Origin of the sequence: Pseudomonas sp. NPDC089996, assembly GCF_044748405.1 — a bacterium.
GTDB lineage: Bacteria > Pseudomonadota > Gammaproteobacteria > Pseudomonadales > Pseudomonadaceae > Aquipseudomonas.
Genome location: NZ_JBIVGA010000003.1, coordinates 317346 through 343917, shown reverse-complemented (window position 1 = coordinate 343917; position 26572 = coordinate 317346). Strand labels below are relative to the sequence as shown.

Sequence of the window (26572 nt, the reverse complement as noted above, 5' to 3'; positions counted from 1 at the left end):
ATGCGCTCGATACTGTTGTGGATGATTGGGGTGCCGATTCCCGTGATTATCCTGATCTGGTTCTTTATGCATTGAGATGGCTGGGGCTGCTGCGCAGCCCTTTCGCGACACAAGGCCGCTCCTACAGGAAATCGCGATCCCTTGTAGGAGCGGCCTTGTGTCGCGAAAGGGCCGCGAAGCGGCCCCAGAAATCCAAAGCCTAAAGGAACTGCTCGGCATAGTGGCAAGCCACCTGCCGGGTACCTACCTGCCGAAACGCCGGCACCTCCTTGGCACAGCGCTCGGTCGCATACGGGCAACGCTTGTGAAACGCACACCCATCCGGCGGATTCAGCGGGTTGGGCAGCTCCCCCACAATGCGAATCTTCGGCTTCAGCGGATCGGGGTGAATCGCCGGTGTCGCCGACAGCAGCGCTTGGGTATACGGATGCAGCGGTTTCTCGTAGATATCCTCCTTCGGCCCCATCTCCGCCGGTCGCCCCAGGTACATCACCAGCACTTGATCGGCCACATGCCGCACCACCGCGAGGTTGTGCGAGATGAACACGTAGGCGGTGTTGAACTCCTTCTGCAAATCCATGAACAGGTTCAGCACCTGCGCCTGGATCGACACGTCGAGCGCCGACGTCGGCTCGTCCGCCACCAGTACCTTCGGTTGCAGCATCATCGCCCGGGCCAGGGCAATTCGCTGGCGTTGACCGCCGGAGAACATGTGCGGGTAGCGCTGATAGTGTTCAGGGCGCAGCCCGACCTGCTCCATCATCTTCTGCACTTTCTCGCGCCGCTCGGCCTTGCTGAGCGAGGTGTTGATCAGCAGTGGTTCGGCCAGCTGGTCACCAATCTTCTGTCGCGGGTTGAGCGAGGCATAGGGGCTCTGGAACACCATCTGCACGTCGCGGCGCAGCTGCTTGCGCTCGGCCTTGCTGGCGCCCTTCACCTCGGTGCCGTCGATTTGCAGCGAGCCGGAGGAGGGCTCCTCGATCAGCGTCAGGGCACGGGCCAGGGTCGACTTGCCACAGCCGGATTCACCGACCACGGCCAGGGTCTTGCCGGCCTCCAGTTCGAACGACACGCCATTGAGCGCGCGCACCAGGGCGTGACCCTTGAACAGCCCGCGGGAAACTTCGTAATGCCGGGTCAGCTCCCGAGCAGTGAGAACGACGGCCATCACGCCACCTCCTGGTTCAGCGGATAGAAGCAACGCACCAGGCTGTGTGCCTGGGGATCGAGGGTCGGGCGCTGGTGCCGGCAGTTGTCCTGCACATAGGGGCAACGCGGTGACAGCAGGCAGCCGGCCGGGCGGTCGTAGCGGCCGGGAACGATGCCGGGCAGGGTGGCCAGGCGTTCGGCGCCGATGCTGTGCTCGGGGATCGCCGCCAGCAGCGCTTCGCTGTACGGGTGGGCGGGCACGTCGAACAGCTCCGGCACCTGGCCGACTTCCACGGCCTGCCCGGCGTACATCACGCACACGCGCCTGGCGGTTTCGGCGACCACGGCCAGGTCATGGGTGATCAGGATGAGCGCCATGTTGCGCTCCTTCTGCAGGTTGACCAGCAGCTCCATGATCTGTGCCTGGATGGTCACGTCCAGCGCGGTGGTCGGTTCATCGGCGATCAGCAGCTTGGGTTCGCCGGCGATGGCCATGGCGATCGCCACGCGCTGGCTCATGCCGCCGGACAGTTGGTGCGGGTAGGCGTCCAGGCGGCTTTCGGCGGCCGGGATTTCCACCTTCTTCAACAGCTCCAGGGCACGCTGGCGCGCAGCCTTGCCCTTCAGGCCCAGGTGCTGGCGCAGCACTTCCTCGATCTGGTAGCCCACGGTGTAGCTGGGGTTGAGCGCGGTCATCGGGTCCTGGAAGACCATGGCGATGTCCTTGCCCACCACCTTGCGCCGCTGGCGGCCACTGAGCTTGAGCATGTCGGTGCCGTCGAAGGTGAGCGCATCGGCGGTGATGCGCCCGGGGGCGTCGATCAGGCCCATCAGGGCCATCATGGTGACGGATTTGCCCGAGCCGGACTCGCCGACGATGGCCAGAATCTCGCCGGCGTCCACCGCCAGGTCCAGGCCATCGACCACGGGTACTGCATTGGCGTCGCCGAAGCGCACGTTCAGGTTGTTGATCTGCAACAGTGACATGGCGTTCTCCTCAGGCGGCGTTCTTGAGTTTCGGGTCCAGCGCATCGCGCAGGCCGTCGCCCATCAGGTTGATTGCCAGCACACTGAGCAGAATGGTCAGGCCAGGCAGGCTCACCACCCACCAGGCGCGCTCGATGTAGTCACGGGCCGAGGCCAGCATGGTGCCCCACTCGGGGGTTGGCGGCTGAACGCCGAGGCCGAGGAAGCCCAGGGCGGCGGCGTCGAGGATTGCCGAGGAAAAACTCAAGGTGGCCTGCACGATCAGCGGCGCCATGCAGTTGGGCAGCACGGTGACGAACATCAGCCGTGGCAGCCCGGCACCGGCCAGGCGGGCGGCGGTGACGTAGTCGCGGTTCAGCTCGCCCATCACTGCGGCGCGGGTCAGGCGCACGTAGGACGGCAAGGAAACGATGGCGATGGCGATCACCGTGTTGATCAGGCCTGGGCCGAGGATGGCGACGATGGCCACGGCCAGCAGCAGTGACGGCAGGGCGAGCATCACGTCCATCAGGCGCATGATCGATGGGCCGAGCACCTGCGGGAAGAAGCCGGCCAACAGGCCCAGCAGTATCCCCGGAATCAGCGATATCACCACCGACGACAGGCCGATCAGCAGTGACAGGCGTGCACCCTGGATCAGGCGCGACAGCAGGTCGCGGCCAAGCTCGTCGGTGCCGAGGATGAACTGCCAGTTACCGCCGTCGAGCCACACCGGCGGGGTCAGCAGGAAGTCGCGGTACTGTTCGCTCGGGTCATGGGGGGCGACCCACGGCGCGAACAACGCGCAGAACACCACCAGGCACATGAAGGCCAGGCCCATTACCGCGCCCTTGTTGCGCGAGAAGGCGTGCCAGAATTCTTTGTAGGGTGAGGGGTAGAGCAGGCTCTGGTCCACCGGGCTGGCCGGTGTGACGGACTTCGGAATCGGGCTAGTCATGGCGAAGGCCTCAGCGCTGATGACGGATGCGTGGGTTGGCCAGGCCGTAGAGGATATCCACGACGAAGTTGACCAGGATCACCAGGCAGGCGATCAACAGGATGCCGTTCTGGACCACGGGGTAGTCACGGGCACCGATGGCTTCGATCAGCCATTTGCCGATGCCCGGCCAGGAGAAGATGGTTTCGGTGAGCACGGCGCCGGCCAGCAGCGTGCCGACCTGCAGGCCAAACACCGTCAGCACCGGGATCAGCGCGTTGCGCAGGCCATGCACGAACACCACGCGGGCCGGCGACAGGCCCTTGGCGCGGGCCGTACGGATGTAGTCCTCGCGCAGCACTTCGAGCATCGATGAGCGGGTCATGCGGGCGATCACCGCCAGCGGGATGGTGCCGAGCACGATGGCCGGCAGGATCAGGTGCATCACCGCGTCCTTGAACGCGCCTTCCTCGTCGCTGAGCAGGGTGTCGATGAGCATGAAGCCGGTTTTCGGCTCGATGTCATAAAGCAGGTCGATGCGCCCGGACACCGGGGTCCAGCCCAGGCTCACCGAGAAGAACATGATCAGGATAAGGCCCCACCAGAAGATCGGCATGGAATAGCCGGCCAGGGAGATCCCCATCACACCGTGGTCGAACAGCGAACCGCGCTTGAGCGCGGCGATCACCCCGGCCAGCAGGCCGACGATGCCGGCGAACAGCAGGGCGGCCATGGCCAGCTCCAGGGTGGCGGGGAACAGGGTGAGGAACTCGGTCCACACGCTCTCGCGGGTGCGCAGCGATTCACCGAGGTGGCCCTGGGCCAGTTTGCCGACATAGTCCAGGTACTGGGCGGGCAACGGCTTGTTCAGGCCCAGGCGCTCCATGGCCTGGGCGTGCATTTCGGGGTCGACCCTGCGCTCGCCCATCATCACTTCCACCGGGTCGCCGGGGATCAGGCGTATCAGCGCGAAGGTCAGCAGGGTGATACCGAAGAAGGTCGGTATCAGCAGGCCCAGGCGCCGGGCAATAAAACTCAACATTGTCGGGGTTACCTCATCAGCCGGTCAGGGCAGTGCCGCCGGTGCCCGTGTCGGGTCCCGGCGATCGTTGTTGTTCTACTTCACCTTGGTGGTGGCGAAGTTGTTGTTGGTCAGAGGGTTGATCACGTAGCCCTCCACGTTGTCACGCATGGCGGTGAACATCTTCGGATGGGCCATGCTGATCCAGGGTTGATCGTCATCGTACACCTTCAAAGCCTCGGCATAGAGCCTGGCGCGTTGGTCGTTGTCGATCACTTCGCGTGCGCGGGTGATCAGCTCCTGAAACTTGGGGTTGCACCAGCGTGCATAGTTCTCGCCGGCTTTGGCGGCGTCGCAACTGAGCAGCGGGCTGAGGAAGTTGTCCGGGTCACCGTTGTCACCGGCCCAGCCAGAGGACACCAGGTCGGCCTCACCGTTCTTGGCGCGGCGCAGCATCTCGGCCCATTCCATCACGCGGATATCCAGCTTCAGGCCGATCTGCTTGAGGTCGGCCTGCAGCATCTCGGCGGACAGGCGCGGGTTGGGGTTGGTCGCGCCGCCGCCGTTGCGGGTGAACAGGGTGATCACCGTGCCTTCCGGCACGCCGGCCTGCTGCAGCAGTTCCCGGGCCTTGGCCAGGTCGCGGGGCGGGTTCCTGTTCTCGGTGTTGTAGCCGATCAGGGTCGGCGGGTAGGGGTTCACGCCGACCTGTGCGTTGCCTTTGCCGAACAGCTGGTCGACGTGGGCCTGGCGGTCGAAGGCCATGTTGATGGCTTTGCGCACGCGCACGTCGCTCAGGTACTTGTGCTCGGTGTTCATCGCGATATAGCCGGTGACCAGGGCTTCGATTTCGTCGACCTTGAGCTTCGGGTCTTGCCTGATCGAGGGTACGTCATCGGGTTTGGGATACAGCGCCACCTGGCATTCGTTGGCGCGCAGCTTCTGCAGGCGCACGTTGCTGTCGGTGGCGATGGCAAAGACCAACGCGTCGGCCGGTGGCTTGCCACGGAAGTACTCCGGGTTGGGCTTGTAGCGAACCTGGGCGTCCTTGTTGTAGCGCTGGAAGATGAACGGGCCGGTGCCGATCGGCTTGCTGTTGAGGTCGCCGGTCTTGCCGGCCTTGAGCAACTGGTCACCGTATTCGGCGGAATAGATCGAGGTGAAGGCCATGGCCATGTCGCGCAGGAACGGCGCTTCGGGGCGGGTCAGGGTGATCACCACGGTGTGCGCATCGGTGCTGGTCACCGACTTGAGCAGGTCTTTGAATGCCATGCTCTCGAAGTACGGGTAGCCGACGCTGGTCTTGTCGTGCCACGGGTGATTCGGGTCGAGCTGGCGATTCAGGCTCCACAACACGTCGTCGGCGTTGAAGTCGCGGGTCGGCTTGAAGTAGTCGGTGGTGTGGAACTTCACCCCCTGGCGCAGGTGGAAGGTGTAGGTCAGGCCGTCCGGGGAAATGTCCCAGCGTTCGGCCAGCGCCGGCTGGATGTCGGTGGTGCCGGGCTTGAAGTCGACCAGGCGGTTGAACACCGTTTCGGCCGAGGCATCGGCGGTGACGGCGGTGGTGTACTGGACGATGTCGAAGCCTTCCGGGCTGGCTTCGGTGCACACCACCAGCGGCTTGGCCGCGAGGTGGCCGGCGGCGCCCAGGATGACCGCTGCCAGGGCAGCGCGGAGCGGTAGCGATGTCATGGAAACTCCCTGCTTGCATTGATTCCAGCGTAGCCGCCACGGCCCGCGTCGAAGCGGGCCACGGCGCCATCGGTCAGAGAATGTTGAATGGAATGGTGGTGACCACGCGGAACTCGTCCAGGCTGCCATCGGCTTGGGCCTTGCTGGCGCGGTGCGCGGTGTAGGTGGCGCGGATGCTGGTGTCTTTCAGCGGCCCGCTCTGCACGGCATAGCTGGTGCCGATGCCCCACTCGTAGTGGGTTTCGCCGTCCAGGCCGTTCACATCGTAGGCGGTGCCACGGTAGTGGGTGCCGTCGATGCCCCAGCCACGGGCGTTGTACAGGTTGAACTTGAGGCCGGGCACGCCGTAGGGCGCCATGTTCAGCACGTAGGAAAGCTGCAGGGATTTCTCGTTGGGGCCGTTGAAGTCCGACAGCAGCGAGTTGGCCAGGTAGATGCCGTTGGTTTCGTGCAGGTAATCGAAGTACTCGTTGCCGTTGACCTGCTGCCACGATGCCGTGAGGGTATGCGCCTGGTGGGTCAGGCCGAGCGACAGGCTGTAGGTATCGTTGTCGATCTCGCCCATCTTCTTGCTGCCGGCGTCCACGGTCTTGTAGTAGTTCAGGCCGGTGGTCAGGGCGAGCACGGCGTTGTCGCCGAGCACGTGGCTGGCGCCGAAGTAGTACTGGTTCCAGAAGTCGTCGACCTTGGTGGCGTACAGGCTGGTGCTCAGGCTCTTGAACGGCTGGTAGTTGAAACCTGCGGTGCTGGCGCGGTCGGTTTCGACACCGGTGGCGCTGTATTCGCTGCGGAACTTGCTCAGGCTCTGCTCAGTGCGTGGCGACACGCGGTCGAAGGTGCCCAGGTCGAGTGACAGATTGTCGAACTCGGCGCTGTGCAGGAACGCGCCCTGGAAGCTCGACGGCAGTGCACGGTTGCCGATGTAGGCGATCATCGGCGTGTCCACGGATTGGCGGCCGACGGTGAGGGTGGTGTTGGACAGCCGCGCCTTGACGTTGGCCAGGCCCATCTTGCTCCACTGGCCGACCGGGTCGCCGTCGCTGTGGGTGAGGGTCCGGTTGTTCGGCCCGGCGATCGCTGCACGGCCTTGTTCCAGGGCGATGGCGTTGTAGCCGGCGGCTTCGACGGCGAAGCCCACGGTGCCCTGGGTGAACCCCGAGCTGTAGTTGAGGATGGTGCCCTGCACCCAGTTGTCGCGGCTGTGGGTATCGTGGCGGGTGCCGTCGCTTTTGTAGTACTTCCACAGCGGCGCGCGGGTGGCGCGTTCACGGGCGTACCAGTTGCGGGTGCTGCCGGACAGGCTCTGGCCGTCGATGAAGCCTTTGGCTTCGTCCTGCTCGCTGCTGGATTTCAGGCTGAAGGGGACGTAGTCCTGGCTCTGGGTGTCGGCCTCTGTCACGGCGGAAAAGGTGCCGATGGATAAGGCCAGAGCGGTCAAGGTGAATAGTCTCAAGGTAAAAGCTCCCTTACGTTCTTTTAGTTATTGCCTGGCCTTGTGGGCCGGGTTGTTTGCTGCGGTGTTGCCAGGGGTGCCCGGGGTCACCGGGCAAAATCGGGGAGTTGTGTTGGCTGTGCCGGCCCTTTCGCGGGGCAAGCCCGCCCCCACAGTTTTCTAAACCTGCCGTGATCTGTGTGGGAGCGGGCTTGCCCCGCGAAGGGGTTGGTCCTGGTTAATGCCTAATCAACACTCACACCGGAAAAGTCATTGCGCCCAAACGGGCTGACCTTGAAATCCACCACCTTGATGCTCAGCGGCTGGTTCACCGTGGAATGCGCCACCGGGGTGATCGGCACCTGCTGCTTCAGGCGCTGCTGGGCCTGCTGGTAAAGGGCCGTGCGCTGTTCGCGGTCGGTGACCTGCTTGGCCTTTTTGACCAGGCTGTCGTACTGCGGGTCGCACCACAGCGAGTAGTTGTTGCTGCCGATGGCGTCGCAGTTGTAGAGGGTGCCGAGCCAGTTGTCCGGGTCGCCGTTGTCGCCGGTCCAGCCGATCAGGGCGATGTCGTGCTCGCCGCTTTTCATGCGCTTGAGGTATTCGCCCCATTCGTAGCTGACGATGCGCACCTTGAAGCCGAGTTTGTTCCAGTCGGCCTGGAGCATCTCGGCCATCAGCTTGGCATTGGGGTTGTACGGTCGCTGTACCGGCATGGCCCACAGGGTGATTTCGCTGCCCGGCTTCACCCCGGCCTGCTGTAGCAGCTGTTTGGCCTTTTCCGGGTCGAAGGGCGCGTCCTTGAGGCTGTTGTCATAGGACCACTGGGTCGGGGGCATGGCATTGACCGCCAGCTGGCCGGAGTCCTGGTACACCGCCTGGAGAATGGCCTGCTTGTTCACCGCCATGTCCATGGCTTGGCGCACTTCAAGGCGGTCGAAAGGTGGGTGCTGGGTGTTGTAGGCGATGTAGCCAAGGTTGAAACCCGGCTGCTGCATGACTTGCAGCTTGCCATCGGCCTTGAGCGCCGGCAGGTCGGCCGGGCGTGGGTGCAGGGTCACCTGGCATTCGTCGCGGCGCAGCTTCTGGATACGCACCGATGCATCGGTGTTGATCGAGAACACCAGGTTGTCGATCTTCACTTGATCCGGCGCCCAATAATCCTTGTTTCCCTTGTAGCGGATCTGCGAGTCCTTCTGGTAACGCTGAAACACGAATGGCCCGGTGCCGATCGGTTGCTGGTTGATATCGCTGGGGCGCCCACTGGCCAGCAGCTTTTCGGCGTATTCAGAAGACAGGATCGAGGCGAAGCTCATCGCCAGGTTCTGGATGAATGCCGCATCGACCTTGTTCAGGGTGAACACCACGGTCAGCGGGCCGGTCTTCTCGACTTTCGCGATGTTCTTGTCCAGGCCCATGCTGACGAAATACGGGAACTCGGTGGGGTAGGCCTTGCGGAACGACTGATCCTTGTCGAGCATGCGGTTGAAGGTGAACAGTACGTCGTCGGCGTTGAAATCGCGGCTCGGTTTGAAGGCCTTGTTGGCGTGGAACTTCACGCCCTCTCGCAGGTGGAAGGTGTAACGCAGGCCATCGTCGGAAACGTCCCATTTCGTCGCCAGCGCCGGGTGCACGGCCGTGCCGCCGCGTTCGAACTCCACCAGCCGGTTGTAGATCGGCTCGGCGGCATCGTTGTCGGTGGCACTGGTGTACTGGGCAGTGTCGAAGCCGGCCGGGCTGCCTTCGGAGCAAAACACCAGGTTACTGGCCTGGAGGGCAGAGGCCTGGCTCAACAGGCCGAGGGCGAGCAGGGTCGAGAGGCGAGTGACGTGGCGCATGGCGGTTCCTTTTCCAGCTGTTCGAGCCGCTTCGGGGTACGAATGGCGGCAACAGTTTCCCGACCCCGTCGCGGGTAGCGTCGGAGCGGGTGTGCAGTGCTTGGTTATGGTGAATTGGCCCCCGCCGCGGTCTGGCGGGAGCCGGGGTCTACCCTATTTCTCCACGCTGACGCCGTAGAAGGCGTTCAACGCGAACGGGCTGATCTTGAAGTCCTTCACCTTGGCGCTCATCGGCTGGTACACGGTGGAGTGGGCGATCGGGGTGATCGGTACCTGCTCCTTGAGAATGTGCTGGGCCTTCTGGTACAGCTGGGTGCGCTTGGCCTGGTCGGAGGTGGCCTTGGCCTGCTTGATCAGGTCGTCATAGGGCTTGTAGCACCACTTGGAGAAGTTGTTGCCATCGACGGCATCGCAGCCATAGAGGGTGCCGAGCCAGTTGTCCGGGTCACCGTTGTCGCCGCTCCAGCCGATCAGCATGGCGCCCTGTTCGCCGCCCTTGGAACGCTTGATGTACTCGCCCCATTCATAGCTGACGATCTTCGCCTTGATGCCGATCTTGGCCCAGTCGGATTGCAGCATCTCGGCCATCAGCTTGGCATTGGGGTTGTAAGGGCGTTGCACGGGCATGGCCCACAGGGTGATCTCGGTGCCTTCCTTGATGCCGGCTTCCTTGAGCAGCTGCTTGGCCTTTTCCGGGTCGTACGCCGGGTCCTTGATGCTGGTGTCATAGGACCACTGGGTGGGCGGCATGGCGTTGACTGCCAGTTGGCCGGCGCCCTGGTACACCGACTCGATGATCTTCTTCTTGTCCACGGCCATGTCCAGCGCTTCGCGGACTTTCAGCTGAGCCATGGGGTTGGGCTCGTTGCTGCCCTTGATCTTGTCCATCACGTTGTAGGCGATGTAGCCGAGGTTGAAGCCGGCCTGCTGCGGCATTTGCAGGTTCTTGTCGGCCTTCAGTGGCTCGATGTCGGCCGGCCGCGGGAACAGGGTGACCTGGCACTCGTTCTTCTTCAGCTTCTGCATGCGCACCGAAGCGTCGGTGGTGATGGCGAAGATCAGGTTGTCGATCTTCACATCCTCGGGCTTCCAGTAGTCCTTGTTGCCCTTGAAGCGGATCTGCGCATCTTTCTGGTACTTGCTGAACACGAACGGGCCGGTGCCGATCGGCTTCTGGTTGATGTCGGCAGCCTTGCCGTCCTTGAGCAATTGGTCGGCGTATTCGGCGGACTGAATGGAGGCGAAACTCATGGCCAGGTTCTGGATGAACGCGGCGTCCACTTCATTCAGGGTGAACTTCACCGTGTGATCGTCGAGCTTCTCCACCTTGGCGATGTTCTTGTCCATGCCCATGTCGGTGAAGTAGGGGAACTCGGTGGGGTAGGCCTTACGGAACGGGTGATTCTTGTCGAGCATGCGGTTGAAGGTGAACAGCACGTCATCGGCGTTGAAGGGGCGGGTCGGCTTGAAGTAGTCAGTGGTGTGGAACTTGACCCCTTCGCGCAGGTGGAAGGTGTAGGTCTTGCCGTCGTCGGCCACGTCCCATTGGGTCGCGAGGCCCGGGATTACCGCGGTACCGCCGCGTTCGAACTGGGTCAGGCGGTTGAACACGGTCTCGGCCGAGGCGTCGAAGTCGGTTCCGGTGGTGTATTGCCCCGGGTCGAAGCCGGCCGGGCTGCCTTCGGAGCAGAACACCAGGTTGGACGCCGCGTGGGCCAGCGGAGCGCCGGCGAGCAAGCCTGCACCTAGCAGGAACGGAATGACTGCGTGTTTGAGCATGGTGGCCTCAATGTTGTCGTTTTTGGTTTGAGGTGGCCTCGTGAGCCGACCTGCGGATACTTATGCAGGGGGTATTCCCAATGCAACAGGCAGAAGGATAGTTGGCGTCAGAAAAGTAGTACGGGCGTACATGGATGTCGCATTCGTATAACTTTCAGCGAAGTTGAACGTTTGCGAGGGTGAAATGATGGCTTTTTGCTGGATGTTACGGAGGCAGGGAGTGTGTAGGACGCACTTCTATAGTGCGTAGGAAATTTCTGTATTTGATGTAGGCAGCTCTTTGTGAAAGCAACTGTCTTGCTCAATTCTCCAAGAGCTGGCGCGATCTGTGTGGGAGCGGCCTTGTGTAGCGAAAGGGCCGCAAGGCGGCCCTGGCAATCTTGCGGTGCAGTTGAAATCCAGGGGGCGCTGCGCGCCCCTTTCGCGACACAAGGCCGCTCCTACAGGGGGCTGTGTTGCTATTCAGGGCATCTGCACTTCGATCAGGCCATCAGCATTCATGCTCACTTCACTGGTACCCGCCTCGATATCCGGCGCTGGCGCCGCCTCATCCGCAGCCTTGGCCATCATCGCCATCGGCGCGCTACGCAGGTACGGGCGCGGGTAACCGGAGCTGTTCAGGTTCAGGCTGACCACTTTATAACCCTTGCCCCCCAACGCCTCGGTGGCCAACTGCGCACGGGCCTTGAAGGCGTTTACCGCATCCTTGAGCAGCTCATCCTCACTGGCCTTGCGCGTGGCCGGGGCGATGGAGAAGTCCATGCCACCCATTTTCAGGTCTTGCAGCAGGTCGGCGGTGAGCTGGGACAGGGCCGGGAAGTCGGCACCTTCCAGGCGCAGCTCGGCGCGCTCGCGCCAGCCGGTGATTTTCTGGCCCTTGCTGTCATAAATCGGGTAGCTGTTGCGGCTGCCCTGGCTGATCTTCACGTCCTTGACCTGGCGTGCCTGCTGCACGGCCTTGTTCATGGTTTCTGTGATCTGCTTGGCGAGCTTGCCCGGGTCGGTGTTCTGCGCTTCGCTGTAGAGGGTCACGACCATCAGGTCGCGCGCCACTTCCTTGCTGACTTCGGCGCGCAGCGACACCTGGTTGTAGCGCGGCTCGTCGGCTGCCAGCGCCGGCAGGCTGGCGAGCAGGCCGCAGGAGAGGATCAGGGCCGCGCCGCGACGTGGGATGTGCATGTGTTACTCCTTGGCAATAGTGGGCGTGGGTTCTGGTCATCCATCCACGCATGGGCCATCAGACCGGGACAAGTGTAGTGGGTTCAAAAGTGCCATCATGAACGTGTGACAAAGTGTGGCGCTTTGCCGCATCGCTGCAGCGGGGCGCCCGGCTTCGGTATACTCCAGCCGATTTTCCTGGAGCACTCATCGGGAGAGCGCATGCTCGCCGTCGCACAACCGTTGTCCGCAACACGCCAGAACCTCTGGCGCCTGACTGTCATTCGCGTTCTGGTCCTTGCCGCCCAGGCAGGCTCCGTGGGCGTCGCCTACTGGACCGACCTGCTGCCACTGCCGTGGTTGTCACTGGCCGCGACCCTGGCGTTGTCGTCCATTCTCTGCGCCTTCACCGCCTTGCGCCTGCGCCTGTCGTTGCCGGTCACCGAGACCGAGTATGCCTTGCAGCTGGCCTGCGACCTGCTGATTCACAGTGCCTTGCTGTATTACTCGGGTGGTTCTACCAACCCGTTCGTCTCCTATTACCTTGTGCCGCTGGCCATCGCTGCGGTGACCTTGCCGTGGCTGTATTCGCTGATCCTTTCGGGCATTGCCCTGACCGCCTACAGCCTGCTGCTGGTGCAGTTCTACCCGCTCGAGGGGCTGCCGATGGCGCGCGACAAGATGCAGGTCTATGGCATGTGGCTGAGCATCGCCCTGGCCGCCGCCGTAATTACCTTCTTCGCCGCACGCATGGCCGAGGAGCTGCGCCGTCAAGAGCAGTTGCGCTCCGAGCGCCGCGAAGAAAGCCTGCGTGATGAGCAGTTGCTGGCCGTGGCCACCCAGGCCGCTGGCGCGGCGCACGAACTGGGCACACCCTTGGCGACCATGAGCGTGCTGCTCAATGAAATGCGCCAGGATCACACCGATCCGCTGCTGCAGGAAGACCTGCAAATCCTTCAGGACCAGGTCAAGCTGTGCAAGGAAACATTGCAGCAGCTGGTACGCGCCGCCGAAGCCAACCGCCGCCTGGCAGTGGTCGAACAGGACGTCACCGCCTGGCTCGACGAGGCACTGAACCGCTGGCACCTGATGCGCCCGGAGGCCAGCTATCGATTCCAGCGCCTGCGCGACGGTCAGGTGCCACGCCTGACGCCGCCACCGGACCTGACCCAGGCGCTGCTGAACCTGCTGAACAACGCAGCCGATGCCTGCCCCGATGACCTGCAGGTGACCCTCGACTGGGACGCCCAGGATATCCTGATCAGCATCCGCGACCATGGCCCCGGCGTGCCGCCGGCCATCGCCGAAGCAATCGGCAAACCCTTCATTACCACCAAGGGCAAAGGCTTCGGCCTGGGCCTGTTCCTGAGCAAGGCCAGCGTGACCCGTGCGGGCGGCTCGGTGAAACTCTATAGTCATGAACAGGGTGGCACCCTGACCGAACTGCGCCTGCCCCATGGCACGCGAGGAGATGAATGATGAGCGATGAAAACCAGGTCGAAGGCGAAGAGTTGCCGCACCTGTTGCTGGTGGACGATGACGCCACCTTTACCCGGGTCATGGCCCGCGCCATGAGCCGCCGTGGTTTCCGCGTGAGCACCGCCGGTTCCGCCGAGGAAGGCCTGATCCTGGCCCAGCAGGACCTGCCGGACTACGCCACGCTGGACCTGAAGATGGAAGGCGACTCGGGTCTGGTGCTGCTGCCCAAGCTGCTGGAGCTGGACCCGGAGATGCGCGTGGTGATCCTGACCGGTTACTCGAGCATCGCCACCGCCGTAGAGGCGGTCAAGCGCGGTGCCTGCAACTACCTGTGCAAGCCGGCCGACGCCGACGATGTGCTGGCGGCGCTGCTTTCGGAGCATGCCGATCTGGATTCCCTGGTGCCGGAAAACCCGATGTCGGTGGACCGCCTGCAGTGGGAGCACATCCAGCGCGTGCTGAACGAGCACGAAGGTAATATTTCCGCCACCGCGCGGGCGCTGGGCATGCACCGCCGGACCTTGCAGCGCAAATTGCAGAAGCGCCCGGTTCGCCGCTGACCTTCTGCTGCCTGCACCGGCCTTTTCGCGGGCAAGCCCGCTCCCACAGGAATTACACAGGACCTGGAATCTGTACAATCCCTGTGGGAGCGGGTTTACCCGCGAAGTTGCCGGCACAGGTTAATCGAGAAACTTGTTTATAGTCCCGCTCGATCCCCGCATTTCCTGACGCGTTGGCGTATCATTAGCCGCCTAACGGCAACCCCCATCAGGATCGCTTGCGCATGCTCGCCCTTCTCATACAGACGCTGAACATCACGGCGCCCGTCTTCGCCATGCTGTTCATGGGCGTGCTGCTCAAACGCATCCACCTGATCGACGACAACTTCAACCGCGTCGCCTCGCAGTTGGTGTTCAACGTCTGCATGCCCGCATTGCTGTTCCTCGGCATCTACCACGCCGACCTGGCCACAGCGGTGCAGCCCAAGGTCATCCTCTACTTTGTCGCCGCCACCCTGGTCGGTTTTGCCGTGTCGTGGGGCATGGCCATCTGGCGCAGCCCGCTGGCCGAGCGCGGCATCTACACCCAGGGCGCGTTCCGCGGCAACAACGGCGTGATCGGCCTGGCCCTGGCCGCCAGCCTCTATGGCGATTACGGCATTTCCCTGGGAGCGGTGCTCGCCGGCCTGGTAATCCTCATGTACAACTCGCTGTCGGCGGTGGTACTGGCGGTGTACAGCCCGGACCTCAAGTCCGACCCGTGGAGCATCTGCAAAAGCATCTTCAGCAACCCGCTGATCATCAGCGTGCTGGTGGCAACGCCGATGGCCTACGGCCAGGTGCCGCTGCCCAACTGGCTGCTGACCTCGGGTGACTATCTGGCGCAGATGACCCTGCCGCTGGCGCTGATCTGTATCGGAGGCACCCTGTCGCTGGCGGCACTGCGTGACAGTGGCAAGCTGGCTGTCGATGCCAGCCTGGTGAAGATGGTCTGGCTGCCGCTGATCGGCACCTTGGGTGCGTGGTTGTGCGGCTTCCGCGGTGCAGAACTGGGCATCCTGTTCCTGTACATCGGCAGCCCGACTGCGGCGGCCAGCTATGTCATGGCCCGCGCGGCGAATGGCAATCATGAGTTGGCGGCGTCGATCATCGTGATCACAACGTTAATGGCTGCGATCACCACCAATATTGGTATTTTCATCTTGCAGTGGGGCGGATGGATCTAGATCCTTGTCCGCAAATGACAGCTACAACACTGCCTCACTGAGCCAAAGGACACTTCATGCAAGACCAGAGCACGCCCGAGCAGCTGAAGCGCGGGCTGAAAAATCGCCATATCCAGCTGATCGCCCTGGGCGGTGCCGTTGGCACCGGGCTGTTTCTGGGCATCGCCCAGACCATCCAGCTGGCCGGCCCTTCCGTTCTGCTGGGCTACGCCATCGCCGGCCTGATGGCCTTCTTCATCATGCGCCAACTGGGTGAGATGGTGGTCGAAGAGCCGGTTGCCGGCAGCTTCAGCCACTTTGCTCACCAATACTGGAGCGAGTTCGCCGGGTTCGTCTCCGGCTGGAACTACTGGGTGGTGTACGTGCTGGTCGGCATGGCCGAGCTCACGGCCGTGGGTATCTACGTGCAGTACTGGTGGCCGGAATTCCCCACCTGGGCCACGGCGGCGATCTTCTTCGTGGTGATCAACCTGATCAACCTGACCCAGGTGAAGGTCTACGGCGAGATGGAGTTCTGGTTCGCCCTGGTCAAGGTGGTGGCCATCGTCAGCATGATCGTTTTCGGTGCCTGGCTGCTGGCCAGCGGCCACGGCGGCCCGGATGCCAGCGTGGCCAACCTGTGGCAATACGGCGGGTTCTTCCCCAATGGCATAACCGGGCTGGTGATGGCGCTGGCGGTGATCATGTTCTCGTTCGGTGGCCTGGAGCTGGTCGGCATCACCGCCGCCGAGGCCGACAACCCGCGCCAGAGCATCCCCAAGGCGACCAACCAGGTGGTCTACCGCATTCTGATCTTCTATATCGGCGCCCTGGCCGTGCTGCTGTCGCTGTACCCCTGGCAGAAAGTGGTACAGGGCGGCAGCCCGTTCGTGATGATCTTCCACGAACTGGATAGCGACCTGGTGGCGACCATCCTCAACATCGTGGTGCTGACCGCCGCGCTGTCGGTGTACAACAGCTGCGTCTATGCCAACAGCCGCATGCTGTTCGGTCTGGCCAGCCAGGGCGATGCACCGCGACAGCTGCTCAAGGTCAGCCGCAGCGGCGTGCCGCTTACGGCGCTGGGTGTGTCGGCATTGGCCACCGGCCTGTGCGTGCTGATCAACTACCTGATGCCCGGTGAGGCGTTCGGCCTGTTGATGGCGTTGGCGGTGTCGGCGCTGGTGATCAACTGGGCCAGCATCAGCATTACTCACCTGAAGTTCCGCAAGGCCAAGCTGGCGGCGGGCATTACCCCGTTCTATCAGAGCTGGGGGCACCCGCTGACCAATTACCTGTGCCTGGCGTTCATCGTCCTGATTCTGGTGGTGATGTACCTGACGCCGCCGATTCGCATCTCGGTGATGTTGATTCCGGGGTGGATTGCAGTGCTGTGGGTGGCCTTCAAGCTGAAAAAAGCCCGCCAGGCCAAGTGAGCAGGTTCAATGCTGCCTGCGCCAGGCCCTTACGGTGGTAAACAGCAGCACCGCACCTAGCACCGGTAGCACATAGAACAGCATCAACCGCTCCAGGCGGCCGGCCAGTGGCATGCCCATGGTGAAGGCCGCCACATGCAGCCCATACACCAGATACAGGCAGAGGAACACCAGCCCCTCGGCGCGGGTGATGCGATAACCGGAATAGAACACCGGCAGGCTCAGCGCTGCGACGCCAAGCATCACCGGCAGGTCGAAGGCCAGTGCATTGGGCGAGATAGTCAGTGGTTCGGGGGTGGTCAGCGCGGTCAGGCCAAGTACTGCCAGCAGGTTGAACAAGTTGCTGCCGATCACCGTGCCCACCGCTATCTCCCGTTCGCCTCGGATAGCGGCGATCAGCGCGGCGGCAAGCTCAGGCAGGGACGTGCACACCGCGACTACAGTCAGGCCGATGATGCGTTCTGACAGGCCAAGGTCGGTGGCCACTTCAATGGCCGCTTCCAGTAGCAGGTGGCCGGCCAGGCTCAGCAGGCCAAGGCCGAACAGCACCTGCAGCAGCGTCCCGGACCAGAAGCGCCCGGCGCTGGCCGCCCCGGTGTCCGGCGCGGGGTAGGTGCGGGCATAGCTGCGTGACTGGTGCCACAGCATCGCCAGGTAGCCCACCAGGGCTAGCAGCAACAGCAACCCTTCGGCGCGGCCCAGATGGCCGTTGGCACACAGTGCATACACCAGGCCGCTGGCAACGATCATCAGCGGAATGTCCAGGCGCACCAATTGGCGTGAAACCCGCAGCGGAATGACCAGCGCGGCCAGGCCGAGGATGACCAGTACGTTGAAGATGTTGCTGCCGATCACGCTGCCCACGGCCACGTCGGGGGCGCCCTGATAGGCGGCCTGCAGGCTTACGGTCAGCTGAGGCGCGGTGCTGCCGAAGGCCACTAGGCTCAGGCCGATGATCAGCGGCCGCACGCGCAGGCGGTGGGCCAGGCGCAGGGCGGCGCGCACCAGCAGTTCGGCCCCGGCGATCAGCAGCAGCAGGGCGATGCCCATTTGCAACAGGCTGAAGGTGGGGAGGGTGGCCAGGTCGAAAATGTTCAGACTCCTGTCAGGTCAGTCGCTCAGACCTTGTACCCGGACGCGCGCCGTTCCGCTACGGAGCATGCCGATTTTTTCTGCTGCAGCACGTGACAGGTCGATCAGCCGGCCGCGGGTATGCGGGCCACGGTCGTTGATGCGCACGACAACGCTGCGGTCGTTGGCCAGGTTGGTGACCAGCACTCGGCTGCCAAACGGCAGGCTGCGGTGGGCGGCGGTAAGGCCGTGCTGGTTGAACGGTTCGCCGCTGGCGGTGCGTTTGCCGTGGTGGCGCGAGCCGTAATAGGAAGCGGTACCGGTCTGGTTGTAACCACGGGGGTCGATGTCATGGCTGGCACAGCCGGCCAGGACGGAGAAGAGGGCGAGGGTACTCAAGGAACGTTTCAGCAAGTCAGGTGCTCTCCTAGTGCGGCCATTCGCGGGTAAACCCGCTCCCACAGGTAGCCGCCGCCTGTGAGAGCGGCGCAGTACCTGTGGGAGCGGGTTTACCCGCGAACGAGGGCGAAGCCCTCGCAGGACTACAGGGGTAAAACAATCACCCTTCGAGCTTGGCCTTGAGCAATTGGTTCACCTGCCCCGGGTTGGCCTTGCCTTTGGAGGCCTTCATCGCCTGGCCTACGAAGAAGCCGAACATCTTGCCGCGCTTGGCCTCGTCGGCGGCGCGGTACTGTTCGACCTGTTCGGCGTTGGCGGCGAGCATCTCGTCGAGCATCTTGTCGATCGCACCGGTGTCGGTGACCTGCTTGAGGCCTTTGCTTTCGATGATGCTGTCGGCATCGCCTTCACCGGCGGCCATGGCCTCGAACACGGTCTTGGCGATCTTGCCGCTGATGGTGTTGTCGCGAATGCGCAGCAGCATGCCGCCCAGGTGCGCAGCGCTGACCGGCGCCTGGTCGATCTCGATGCCCAGCTTGTTCAGCAGGCTGCCCAGCTCGACCATGACCCAGTTGGCGGCCAGTTTGGCATCGCCACCAATCTTCACCACTTCTTCGAAGTAGTCTGCCTGCTCACGGCTGGAAGCCAGCACGTTGGCGTCGTAGGCCGACAGGCCGTACTGGCTCTGGAAGCGCTCGACTTTCTGCGGTGGCAGCTCTGGCAGGCCGGCACGCACGGTTTCGAGGAAGCTGTCCTCGATCACCACTGGCAGCAGGTCCGGGTCGGGGAAGTAGCGGTAGTCGTTGGCCTCCTCCTTGCTGCGCATGGAGCGGGTTTCGTCCTTGTTCGGGTCGTACAGGCGGGTTTCCTGCACCACCTTGCCGCCGTCCTCGATCAGGTCGATCTGGCGCTGGATCTCGCTGTTGATCGCGCGTTCGATGAAGCGGAACGAGTTGACGTTCTTGATCTCGCAGCGGGTGCCGAACTCGGTCTGGCCTTTGGGGCGGATCGACACGTTGCAGTCGCAGCGCAGCGAGCCTTCGGCCATGTTGCCGTCGCAGATGCCCAGGTAGCGCACCAGGGCGTGGATGGCCTTGACGTAGGCCACGGCTTCCTTGGCGCTTCGCATGTCCGGCTCGGAGACGATTTCCAGCAGCGGGGTGCCGGCACGGTTCAGGTCGATGCCGGTAGAGCCGCTGAAGTCTTCGTGCAGGCTCTTGCCAGCGTCTTCTTCCAGGTGCGCGCGAGTGACGCCGATGCGTTTGATGGTGCCATCTTCCAGGGCGATGTCCAGGTGGCCCTTGCCGACGATCGGCAGGTCCATCTGGCTGATCTGGTAGCCCTTGGGCAGGTCGGGGTAGAAGTAGTTCTTGCGCGCGAACACGTTGCGCTTGCCGATCTCGGCATCGATCGCCAGGCCGAACATGCAGGCCATGCGAACGGCTTCCTGGTTCAGCACCGGCAGGACGCCGGGCATCCCTAAGTCAACCAGGCTGGCCTGGGTGTTCGGCTCGGAGCCGAAGGTGGTGGCGCTGCCGGAGAAGATCTTCGACTGGGTGGCCAGCTGGGTATGAATCTCCAGCCCGATCACAACTTCCCATTGCATGTGTGAATTCCTCAGAAGCCGTTAGGGGCGCGGGTGTGCCAGTCGGTGACTTGCTGGTAACGGTGCGCGACGTTGAGCAGGCGGCCTTCCTGGAAGTACGGGGCCAGCAGCTGCACGCCGACCGGCAGGCCATCGACGAAGCCGGCAGGCATCGACAGGCCCGGCAGGCCTGCCAGGTTGGCGGTGATGGTGTAGACGTCTTCCAGGTAGGCGGCGACCGGGTCGTTGCTCTTGGCGCCGAGTTTCCAGGCCGGGTTCGGCGTGGTCGGGCCGAGGATCAGGTCGACATCATTGAAAGCGGCCATGAAGTCGTTCTTGATCAGGCGGCGGATCTGCTGCGCCTTGACGTAGTAGGCGTCATAGTAGCCGGCCGACAGAGCGTAGGTGCCGACCATGATGCGGCGCTGCACTTCGGCACCGAAGCCTTCGCCACGGGAGCGCTTGTACAGGTCGGTCAGGTCCTTGGGTTCTTCGCAGCGGTAGCCGAAGCGCACGCCGTCGAAACGCGACAGGTTGGAGGAGGCTTCCGCCGGTGCGATCACGTAGTACGCCGGAATGGCGTGCTGCATGTTCGGCAGGCTGATTTCCTTGACCACCGCGCCGAGCTTTTCCAGCTCTTTGACGCTGGCCTGGACCAGTTCGGCGATGCGCGGGTCGAGGCCGGCACCGAAATATTCCTTAGGCAGGCCGATGCGCAGGCCCTGCAGCGAGCCATTGAGGCCGGCGCTGTAGTCTGGTACCGGCTCGTCGATACTGGTGGAGTCCTTGGCGTCGAAGCCGGCCATGCCTTGCAGCAGCAGGGCGCAGTCTTCGGCGGTGCGCGCCAGCGGGCCACCCTGGTCGAGGCTGGAGGCGTAGGCGATCATGCCCCAGCGTGATACACGACCGTACGTCGGCTTGAGGCCGGTGAGGTTGGTCAGTGCCGCCGGCTGGCGGATCGAGCCACCGGTGTCGGTGCCGGTGGTGGCCGGCAGCAGGCGCGCGGCCACGGCTGCGGCCGAACCGCCGGACGAACCGCCAGGCACGTGCTCGAGGTTCCACGGGTTCTTCACCGCGCCATAGTGGCTGGATTCGTTGGCCGAACCCATGGCGAATTCGTCCATGTTGGTCTTGCCCAGGGTGACCATGCCGGCTTCGGCCAGCTTGGCCACCACGGTGGCGTCGTACGGGGCCTTGAAGTTGTCGAGCATCTTCGAGCCGCAGCTGGTGCGTACACCGCTGGTGCAGAACAGGTCCTTGTGGGCGATCGGGGCGCCGAGCAGCGCACCGGTTTCGCCAGCGGCGCGGCGGGCGTCGGCGGCGCGTGCCTGGCCCAGGGCCAGTGCTTCGGTGACGCTGATAAAGCTGTTGATCTGCGGGTCGATCTGCTTGACGCGCGCCAGCAGGGCGCCGGTCAGCTCTTCGGAGGAAAACGACTTGTCGGCGAGTCCGCGGGCGATCTCGGCCAGGGTCAATTCATGCATGGCAGGCTCTATCCCTTACTCGATGACTTTGGGAACCAGGTACAGACCGCTTTCGGTCGAGGGTGCGATGGCCTGATAGGCTTCGCGCTGGTTGCTTTCGGTGACCTGGTCCGGACGCAGGCGCTGGCTGGCCTCCAGAGGGTGGGCCAGGGGTTCGATGCCGTCGGTATCGACCGCTTGCATCTGGTCGACCAGGCCGAGAATGCTGTTCAGGGCGTCAGTAATGCGTGGCAGTTCGCCGTCATTCAGGCCCAGGCGGGCCAGATGGGCGATCTTTTCCACGTCGCTGCGTTCAAGCGCCATGGTGATCTCCAGGGGAAACAAAGAACGGAACAGGGTCCGCAGTGAGGAACATGTCAGCATTTTGGCGGTCTAACGGCCGCGATCATCTGCTGGCGTGCTCGGAAAAACAGCCAATTTAACATATTGGCTCCTTGCCCAAAATCCCTGCCATTGTTAGAGTTTGCCGCACTTTTTTACCCACGCTTTCCCCAGGGTCACTTTCCCATGTTCAAGAAACTGCGTGGCATGTTTTCCAGCGATCTTTCCATCGATCTGGGGACTGCCAACACCCTTATCTACGTGCGTGAGCGCGGTATCGTCCTGAATGAGCCCTCGGTTGTTGCCATCCGTACCCACGGCAACCAGAAAAGCGTCGTCGCCGTCGGTACCGAAGCCAAGCGCATGCTGGGCCGTACGCCAGGTAACATTGCTGCCATTCGTCCGATGAAGGACGGCGTCATCGCCGACTTCAGCGTTTGTGAAAAAATGTTGCAGTACTTCATCAACAAGGTTCACGAAAACAGCTTTCTGCAGCCCAGCCCTCGCGTGCTGATCTGTGTGCCGTGCAAGTCGACCCAGGTAGAGCGCCGCGCCATTCGCGAGTCGGCCCTGGGTGCCGGTGCCCGTGAGGTGTTCCTGATCGAAGAACCGATGGCCGCTGCCATTGGTGCCGGCCTGCCGGTCGAAGAAGCTCGTGGCTCGATGGTGGTCGATATCGGTGGTGGTACTACCGAAATCGCCCTTATCTCGCTGAACGGTGTGGTCTATGCCGAGTCCGTCCGCGTTGGCGGCGACCGCTTCGACGAAGCCATCGTCACCTATGTGCGCCGCAACTATGGCAGCCTGATCGGTGAATCCACCGCCGAGCGTATCAAACAGGAAATCGGCACCGCCTACCCGGGTGGCGAAGTGCGCGAAGTCGACGTGCGCGGCCGTAACCTGGCCGAGGGCGTACCACGCGCCTTCACCCTGAATTCCAACGAAGTCCTGGAAGCCCTGCAGGAATCCCTGGCGACCATCGTCCAGGCGGTCAAGAGCGCCCTGGAGCAGTCGCCGCCGGAGCTTGCGTCCGACATCGCCGAGCGCGGCCTGGTGCTGACCGGTGGTGGTGCGTTGCTGCGTGACCTCGACAAGCTGCTGGCCCAGGAAACCGGCCTGCCGGTGATCGTCGCCGAAGACCCGCTGACCTGCGTCGCCCGTGGCGGTGGTCGCGCCCTGGAGATGATGGACAAGCACGCGATGGACCTGCTCTCCAGCGAGTGATCCCCGCAGCGTTCAAGCGCCCGGTTTACAGGTAGCACGCGCAGTGCTACCTGTATGCGCTGGGCTGGCGTCCGGTCGGGCGTCGTTTCCGTCAACCCGCAACCAGGCTGGTGCGTTGTCCCATGTCCAATGACCTCCTGAGTCGTCCACGAGGAACGGCCCATTAAACCGCTTTTCTCCAAGGGCCCTTCGCTGGGCGTTCGCCTGCTGGTACTGGTGGTGCTGTCGGTCGCGTTGATGGTTGTCGATGCGCGTTTCGACGTGCTCAAACCGGTGCGCAGCCAGATGGGCCTGGTGCTGATGGAATCGTACTGGATCACCGACCTGCCGCAGCGCATGTGGCAAGGCGTGGCCGGCCAGTTCGGCAGCCGCACCGAGCTGATCGCCGAAAACGAAAAACTCAAGACCGAAGCCCTGCTGTTGCAGGGGCGCCTGCAGAAGCTGGCGGCCCTGACCGAGCAGAACGTACGCCTGCGCGAGCTGCTCAACTCTTCGGCGCTGGTCAACGAGAAGGTCGAGGTGGCCGAGCTGATCGGTGTCGATCCCAACCCGTTCACTCACCGCATCCTGATCAACAAGGGCGAGCGCGACGGCGTGTTCCTCGGCCAGCCGGTGCTCGATGCCCGCGGCCTGATGGGCCAGGTGGTCGAGCTGATGCCGTATACCGCGCGCGTCCTGCTGCTGACCGACACGACCCACAGCATTCCGGTGCAGGTCAATCGCAATGGCCTGCGTGCCATCGCCAGCGGTACCGGCAACCCGGAGCGCCTCGAGCTGCGCCATGTCGCTGACACCGCCGACATCAAGGAAGGTGACTTGCTGGTGAGTTCAGGCATGGGCCAGCGCTTCCCGGCCGGCTACCCGGTGGCCACGGTCAATGAAGTGATCCACGATTCCGGCCAGCCGTTCGCCATCGTCCGCGCCATTCCCACTGCTGCGCTCAACCGCAGTCGCTACATGCTGCTGGTGTTCAGTGACCGCCGCACCCCTGAGCAGCGCGCCACCGACGCCGCGATTGCCCAGGAAGAAGCCGATCGCAAGGGGGCTGGCCAACCTGCCGCCACTCCCGAACACCCGGTGACGGCGCCGGCCACAGCAGCCCCGGCGCAGCCAGCGGCTCCGGCTGCGCCGGCAGCAACGGGCCAGGCACCTGCCGCGCCAGCTGCAGCGCCCGCTGCAGCGCCCGCCAGCCCGGCCGCCGCGCCTGCGGCACCTGCCCATCCACGGAGGCAATGATGGCCAAGTCGCGCCGTAACAACGGTTGGGTCATCTGGCTGACGTTCGCCATCGGCCTGTTGCTCAGCGTTTCGCCCATGCCGCAGTTCCTCGAAGTGTTCCGGCCCATGTGGCTGGCAATGCTGGTGTCGTTCTGGACCTTGAACGTCCCGAGCAAGGTAGGCATGACCACCGCCTTCGCTCTGGGCCTGGCCGAAGACGTGCTGTACGGCACCCTGCTGGGGCAGAACGCGCTCATCCTCACCCTGATCACCTTCCTCGTGCTGACGTTGCAGCAGCGCCTGCGCATGTTCCCGCTCTGGCAGCAGAGCCTGGTGGTCCTGGTGATCTTCGGTATCGCCCAGCTGATCCAGCTGTGGCTCAGCGCGCTTACCGGCAATCGCCTGCCCACCCTGGCGCTGGTCTGGTCAGCGGTGATCAGCGCCTTGCTCTGGCCGTGGATCAGCTTCGCCCTGCGCGACCTGCGCCGACGCTTGCATATCAACTGACGGCGCTGGCGCCACTGACAGGGAGATGTCTGAATGAAACCACTCTACCTCGCCTCTGGCTCGCCGCGCCGGCGTGAACTGCTCGGCCAGATCGGCGTGCCGTTCACCGTCATCGGCGCGCCCATCGATGAAACCCCGTTGCCTGGCGAAAGCGCGCAGGCCTATGTCGAGCGCCTGGCCCGGGCCAAGGCCGAAGCCGGTCTGGCCACGCTTCAGGACCCCGCTGTGGCGCTTGGCGCCGACACGGCTGTGGTGCTCGATGGTCGCATTCTCGGCAAACCGGAAAACCGTGAACATGCCCTGCAGATGCTGGCTGACCTGGCCGGCCGCTCGCACCAGGTGCTGACGGCCGTGGCTTTGAGCGACGGCCAGCGCTGCGAGAGCCTGTGCGTCAGCAGCACCGTGTGTTTTCGTCCTGTGGATGCCGCAGAGGCCGAGCGGTACTGGGCCAGTGGTGAACCGGCGGACAAGGCGGGCGGCTATGCCATTCAGGGCCTGGGCGCGGTGTTCGTCACCGGGCTCGAAGGCAGTTATTCGGCGGTGGTCGGCCTGCCGCTGTGCGAAACGGCCGACATGCTCGCCCGGTTCGGTATTGCCTGCTGGCAGGTACCGGCGCTTTTGCCTGAGGTGACAAACCAGCGGTAGCCAGGGCAGCGTGCGCGATCCATCATTACCGAAGACCTTTGACGAGAGCCTGCCATGAGTGAAGAGATCCTGATCAACATCACCCCGATGGAATCGCGAGTGGCGGTGGTGGAAAACGGGGTGCTGCAGGAAGTGCATGTCGAGCGCACCCAGCGCCGCGGCATCGTCGGCAATATCTACAAGGGCAAGGTAGTGCGGGTGCTGCCAGGCATGCAGGCGGCGTTCGTCGACATCGGCCTGGAGCGCGCTGCGTTCATCCATGCGTCGGAAATATCCCAGCGTGAAGGTTCGGCGGTGGAGAACATCACGGCGCTGGTGCATGAAGGCCAGGCTTTGGTGGTGCAGGTGACCAAGGACCCGATCGGGACCAAGGGCGCACGCCTGACCACTCAATTGTCGATCCCCTCGCGTTATCTGGTGTACATGCCCCGCAGCAGTCATGTGGGTATTTCCCTGAAGATCGAAGACGAAGCGGAACGCGAACGCCTCAAGCAGGTGGTCAGCAGCTGCATGGACAGCGAGAACATCAAGGACGCTGGTGGCTTCATCCTGCGCACCGCTGCCGAAGGAGCGCGGGCCGAGGAAATCCTGCAGGACATCCGCTACCTGCGCCGCCTGTGGGAGCAGATCGGCAGCCAGATCCAGACCTGCGGCGCGCCGACAGTCATTTATGAAGATCTCGGCCTGGCCTTGCGTACGCTGCGCGACCTGGTCAACCCGAAGATTGAAAAAATCCGCATCGACTCGCGGGAGACCTTCCAGAAAACCACGCAGTTCGTCGCTGAACTGATGCCGGAGATCGCCGATCGCCTGGAGCACTACCCGGGTGAGCGGCCGATCTTCGACCTGTATGGGGTCGAGGACGAAATCCAGCGCGCCCTTGTGCGCAAAGTGCCGCTCAAGTCCGGAGGTTACCTGGTGGTCGACCCGGCCGAGGCAATGACCACCATCGACGTCAACACGGGGGCTTTCGTCGGCCACCGCAACCTCGAAGAAACCATTTTCAAAACCAACCTCGAAGCCGCCACCGCCATCGCCCGACAGCTGCGCCTGCGCAACATTGGCGGGATCATCATCATCGATTTCATCGACATGGAAGATGAAGAGCATCAACGCCAGGTGCTGCGGACCCTGGAAAAACAGCTGGAGCGCGATCACGCCAAGACCAACATCATCGGCATCACCGAACTGGGCCTGGTGCAGATGACCCGCAAACGCACCCGTGAAAGTCTCGAGCAGGTGCTGTGCGAACCCTGCGTTGCCTGCCAGGGCCGCGGCAAGCTGAAAACCCCGGAAACCATCTGCTACGAGATCTTCCGCGAAATCCTCCGCGAGGCTCGTGCCTACCAGGCCGAGGGGTATCGGGTGCTGGCCAACCAGAAGGTGGTCGATCGCCTGCTGGATGAGGAGTCCGGCAACGTTGCCGAGCTGGAGACCTTCATTGGCCGAACCATTCGCTTCCAGGTCGAATCGATGTATTCACAGGAACAATATGATGTGGTGCTGCTCTGAGGTTTTCTGATACCC

At 63.4% G+C, this 26572-nt stretch carries 23 protein-coding genes; 9 read left to right on the top strand and 14 right to left on the bottom strand.

Going from position 1 to position 26572, the window contains the following annotated elements; translation table 11 throughout:
• Nucleotides 1-199: 199 nt before the first annotated feature.
• From ACIPW4_RS07085 to ACIPW4_RS07045, 9 genes are all read right to left on the bottom strand, one after another.
• On the bottom strand, nucleotides 200-1168 hold the full coding sequence (locus ACIPW4_RS07085) for a peptide ABC transporter ATP-binding protein (protein ID WP_400656134.1): 969 nt from the start codon (nucleotides 1166-1168) through the stop codon (nucleotides 200-202).
• Complete coding sequence (locus ACIPW4_RS07080; protein ID WP_400656132.1) at nucleotides 1168-2136, bottom strand: ABC transporter ATP-binding protein; 969 nt, start codon at nucleotides 2134-2136, stop codon at nucleotides 1168-1170. The genes ACIPW4_RS07085 and ACIPW4_RS07080 overlap by 1 nt, the downstream gene beginning before the upstream one ends.
• 10 nt (nucleotides 2137-2146) lie before the next feature.
• Nucleotides 2147-3073, bottom strand: coding sequence for an ABC transporter permease subunit (locus ACIPW4_RS07075; RefSeq protein ID WP_400656130.1), 927 nt, complete (start codon nucleotides 3071-3073; stop codon nucleotides 2147-2149).
• 10 nt (nucleotides 3074-3083) lie between these two features.
• On the bottom strand, nucleotides 3084-4094 hold the full coding sequence (locus ACIPW4_RS07070) for an ABC transporter permease subunit (RefSeq protein WP_400656128.1): 1011 nt from the start codon (nucleotides 4092-4094) through the stop codon (nucleotides 3084-3086).
• 75 nt (nucleotides 4095-4169) lie between these two features.
• Nucleotides 4170-5765, bottom strand: coding sequence for an ABC transporter substrate-binding protein (locus ACIPW4_RS07065; RefSeq protein WP_400656126.1), 1596 nt, complete (start codon nucleotides 5763-5765; stop codon nucleotides 4170-4172).
• A gap of 73 nt (nucleotides 5766-5838) precedes the next feature.
• On the bottom strand, nucleotides 5839-7218 hold the full coding sequence (locus ACIPW4_RS07060; RefSeq protein ID WP_400656124.1) for an OprD family porin: 1380 nt from the start codon (nucleotides 7216-7218) through the stop codon (nucleotides 5839-5841).
• Between the two features lie 224 nt (nucleotides 7219-7442).
• Nucleotides 7443-9035, bottom strand: a complete 1593-nt coding sequence (locus tag ACIPW4_RS07055; protein WP_400656122.1) for an ABC transporter substrate-binding protein — start codon at nucleotides 9033-9035, stop codon at nucleotides 7443-7445.
• A 153-nt stretch (nucleotides 9036-9188) separates the two neighbouring features.
• Nucleotides 9189-10814, bottom strand: a complete 1626-nt coding sequence (locus ACIPW4_RS07050; protein ID WP_400656120.1) for an ABC transporter substrate-binding protein — start codon at nucleotides 10812-10814, stop codon at nucleotides 9189-9191.
• Between the two features lie 462 nt (nucleotides 10815-11276).
• Nucleotides 11277-11993 (bottom strand): SIMPL domain-containing protein, encoded by a 717-nt coding sequence (locus tag ACIPW4_RS07045; RefSeq protein ID WP_400656117.1) that lies wholly within the window; start codon nucleotides 11991-11993, stop codon nucleotides 11277-11279.
• A gap of 201 nt (nucleotides 11994-12194) precedes the next feature.
• On the opposite strand from ACIPW4_RS07045, the gene ACIPW4_RS07040 reads away from it, so the two are divergent.
• The 4 genes from ACIPW4_RS07040 (at nucleotide 12195) to ACIPW4_RS07025 (ending at nucleotide 16592) form a co-directional block, all read left to right on the top strand.
• The gene (locus tag ACIPW4_RS07040; protein ID WP_400656115.1) at nucleotides 12195-13451 is read left to right on the top strand and encodes an ATP-binding protein; all 1257 of its coding nucleotides are present in this window, start codon (nucleotides 12195-12197) and stop codon (nucleotides 13449-13451) included.
• Nucleotides 13451-14011 (top strand): response regulator transcription factor, encoded by a 561-nt coding sequence (locus ACIPW4_RS07035; RefSeq protein WP_400656113.1) that lies wholly within the window; start codon nucleotides 13451-13453, stop codon nucleotides 14009-14011. Before ACIPW4_RS07040 ends, ACIPW4_RS07035 begins: the two co-directional genes overlap by 1 nt.
• A gap of 224 nt (nucleotides 14012-14235) precedes the next feature.
• Nucleotides 14236-15177 carry an AEC family transporter gene (locus ACIPW4_RS07030; protein ID WP_400656110.1) on the top strand — a complete coding sequence of 314 codons (942 nt, stop codon included), beginning with the start codon at nucleotides 14236-14238 and terminating at the stop codon, nucleotides 15175-15177.
• Between the two features lie 56 nt (nucleotides 15178-15233).
• A complete protein-coding gene (locus ACIPW4_RS07025; protein WP_400656108.1) occupies nucleotides 15234-16592 on the top strand; it encodes an amino acid permease in 1359 nt (452 codons plus the stop codon).
• Between the two features lie 6 nt (nucleotides 16593-16598).
• On the opposite strand, the gene ACIPW4_RS07020 is transcribed toward ACIPW4_RS07025, so the two are convergent.
• From ACIPW4_RS07020 to gatC, 5 genes are all read right to left on the bottom strand, one after another.
• On the bottom strand, nucleotides 16599-17642 hold the full coding sequence (locus ACIPW4_RS07020; RefSeq protein WP_400656105.1) for a calcium/sodium antiporter: 1044 nt from the start codon (nucleotides 17640-17642) through the stop codon (nucleotides 16599-16601).
• Nucleotides 17643-17702: 60 nt separating this feature from the next.
• Nucleotides 17703-18077, bottom strand: a complete 375-nt coding sequence (locus ACIPW4_RS07015) for a septal ring lytic transglycosylase RlpA family protein (protein WP_400656103.1) — start codon at nucleotides 18075-18077, stop codon at nucleotides 17703-17705.
• A 145-nt stretch (nucleotides 18078-18222) separates the two neighbouring features.
• Nucleotides 18223-19668, bottom strand: a complete 1446-nt coding sequence (gatB, locus tag ACIPW4_RS07010) for an Asp-tRNA(Asn)/Glu-tRNA(Gln) amidotransferase subunit GatB (RefSeq protein WP_294336294.1) — start codon at nucleotides 19666-19668, stop codon at nucleotides 18223-18225.
• 11 nt (nucleotides 19669-19679) lie between these two features.
• Nucleotides 19680-21131 (bottom strand): Asp-tRNA(Asn)/Glu-tRNA(Gln) amidotransferase subunit GatA, encoded by a 1452-nt coding sequence (gene gatA / locus ACIPW4_RS07005; RefSeq protein WP_400656101.1) that lies wholly within the window; start codon nucleotides 21129-21131, stop codon nucleotides 19680-19682.
• A 15-nt stretch (nucleotides 21132-21146) separates the two neighbouring features.
• Nucleotides 21147-21434, bottom strand: a complete 288-nt coding sequence (gatC, locus tag ACIPW4_RS07000) for an Asp-tRNA(Asn)/Glu-tRNA(Gln) amidotransferase subunit GatC (RefSeq protein ID WP_400656099.1) — start codon at nucleotides 21432-21434, stop codon at nucleotides 21147-21149.
• Nucleotides 21435-21638: 204 nt separating this feature from the next.
• Between gatC and mreB the strand changes: the two genes are divergently transcribed.
• The 5 genes from mreB (at nucleotide 21639) to rng (ending at nucleotide 26557) form a co-directional block, all read left to right on the top strand.
• Complete coding sequence (gene mreB, locus ACIPW4_RS06995) at nucleotides 21639-22676, top strand: rod shape-determining protein MreB (protein WP_003255163.1); 1038 nt, start codon at nucleotides 21639-21641, stop codon at nucleotides 22674-22676.
• A 162-nt stretch (nucleotides 22677-22838) separates the two neighbouring features.
• Nucleotides 22839-23912, top strand: a complete 1074-nt coding sequence (gene mreC, locus ACIPW4_RS06990) for a rod shape-determining protein MreC (protein ID WP_400656454.1) — start codon at nucleotides 22839-22841, stop codon at nucleotides 23910-23912.
• On the top strand, nucleotides 23912-24400 hold the full coding sequence (gene mreD, locus ACIPW4_RS06985; protein ID WP_400656096.1) for a rod shape-determining protein MreD: 489 nt from the start codon (nucleotides 23912-23914) through the stop codon (nucleotides 24398-24400). The genes mreC and mreD overlap by 1 nt, the downstream gene beginning before the upstream one ends.
• Nucleotides 24401-24433: 33 nt before the next feature.
• A complete protein-coding gene (locus ACIPW4_RS06980; RefSeq protein WP_400656094.1) occupies nucleotides 24434-25045 on the top strand; it encodes a Maf family protein in 612 nt (203 codons plus the stop codon).
• Nucleotides 25046-25099: 54 nt separating this feature from the next.
• Nucleotides 25100-26557, top strand: a complete 1458-nt coding sequence (rng, locus tag ACIPW4_RS06975; protein WP_400656092.1) for a ribonuclease G — start codon at nucleotides 25100-25102, stop codon at nucleotides 26555-26557.
• Nucleotides 26558-26572: the final 15 nt, after the last annotated feature.

Excerpts from the sequence above, each read along its gene's own strand:
- ACIPW4_RS07085 (WP_400656134.1), bottom strand. The coding sequence starts at position 1,168 with ATGGCCGTCGTTCTCACTGCTCGGGAGCTGACCCGGCATTACGAAGTT.
- ACIPW4_RS07080 (WP_400656132.1), bottom strand. The coding sequence starts at position 2,136 with ATGTCACTGTTGCAGATCAACAACCTGAACGTGCGCTTCGGCGACGCC.
- ACIPW4_RS07075 (WP_400656130.1), bottom strand. The coding sequence starts at position 3,073 with ATGACTAGCCCGATTCCGAAGTCCGTCACACCGGCCAGCCCGGTGGAC.
- ACIPW4_RS07070 (WP_400656128.1), bottom strand. The coding sequence starts at position 4,094 with ATGTTGAGTTTTATTGCCCGGCGCCTGGGCCTGCTGATACCGACCTTC.
- ACIPW4_RS07065 (WP_400656126.1), bottom strand. The coding sequence starts at position 5,765 with ATGACATCGCTACCGCTCCGCGCTGCCCTGGCAGCGGTCATCCTGGGC.
- ACIPW4_RS07055 (WP_400656122.1), bottom strand. The coding sequence starts at position 9,035 with ATGCGCCACGTCACTCGCCTCTCGACCCTGCTCGCCCTCGGCCTGTTG.
- ACIPW4_RS07050 (WP_400656120.1), bottom strand. The coding sequence starts at position 10,814 with ATGCTCAAACACGCAGTCATTCCGTTCCTGCTAGGTGCAGGCTTGCTC.
- ACIPW4_RS07045 (WP_400656117.1), bottom strand. The coding sequence starts at position 11,993 with ATGCACATCCCACGTCGCGGCGCGGCCCTGATCCTCTCCTGCGGCCTG.
- ACIPW4_RS07040 (WP_400656115.1), top strand. The coding sequence starts at position 12,195 with ATGCTCGCCGTCGCACAACCGTTGTCCGCAACACGCCAGAACCTCTGG.
- ACIPW4_RS07035 (WP_400656113.1), top strand. The coding sequence starts at position 13,451 with ATGAGCGATGAAAACCAGGTCGAAGGCGAAGAGTTGCCGCACCTGTTG.
- ACIPW4_RS07030 (WP_400656110.1), top strand. The coding sequence starts at position 14,236 with ATGCTCGCCCTTCTCATACAGACGCTGAACATCACGGCGCCCGTCTTC.
- ACIPW4_RS07025 (WP_400656108.1), top strand. The coding sequence starts at position 15,234 with ATGCAAGACCAGAGCACGCCCGAGCAGCTGAAGCGCGGGCTGAAAAAT.
- ACIPW4_RS07020 (WP_400656105.1), bottom strand. The coding sequence starts at position 17,642 with ATGGGCATCGCCCTGCTGCTGCTGATCGCCGGGGCCGAACTGCTGGTG.
- gatB (WP_294336294.1), bottom strand. The coding sequence starts at position 19,668 with ATGCAATGGGAAGTTGTGATCGGGCTGGAGATTCATACCCAGCTGGCC.
- gatA (WP_400656101.1), bottom strand. The coding sequence starts at position 21,131 with ATGCATGAATTGACCCTGGCCGAGATCGCCCGCGGACTCGCCGACAAG.
- gatC (WP_400656099.1), bottom strand. The coding sequence starts at position 21,434 with ATGGCGCTTGAACGCAGCGACGTGGAAAAGATCGCCCATCTGGCCCGC.
- mreB (WP_003255163.1), top strand. The coding sequence starts at position 21,639 with ATGTTCAAGAAACTGCGTGGCATGTTTTCCAGCGATCTTTCCATCGAT.
- mreD (WP_400656096.1), top strand. The coding sequence starts at position 23,912 with ATGGCCAAGTCGCGCCGTAACAACGGTTGGGTCATCTGGCTGACGTTC.
- ACIPW4_RS06980 (WP_400656094.1), top strand. The coding sequence starts at position 24,434 with ATGAAACCACTCTACCTCGCCTCTGGCTCGCCGCGCCGGCGTGAACTG.
- rng (WP_400656092.1), top strand. The coding sequence starts at position 25,100 with ATGAGTGAAGAGATCCTGATCAACATCACCCCGATGGAATCGCGAGTG.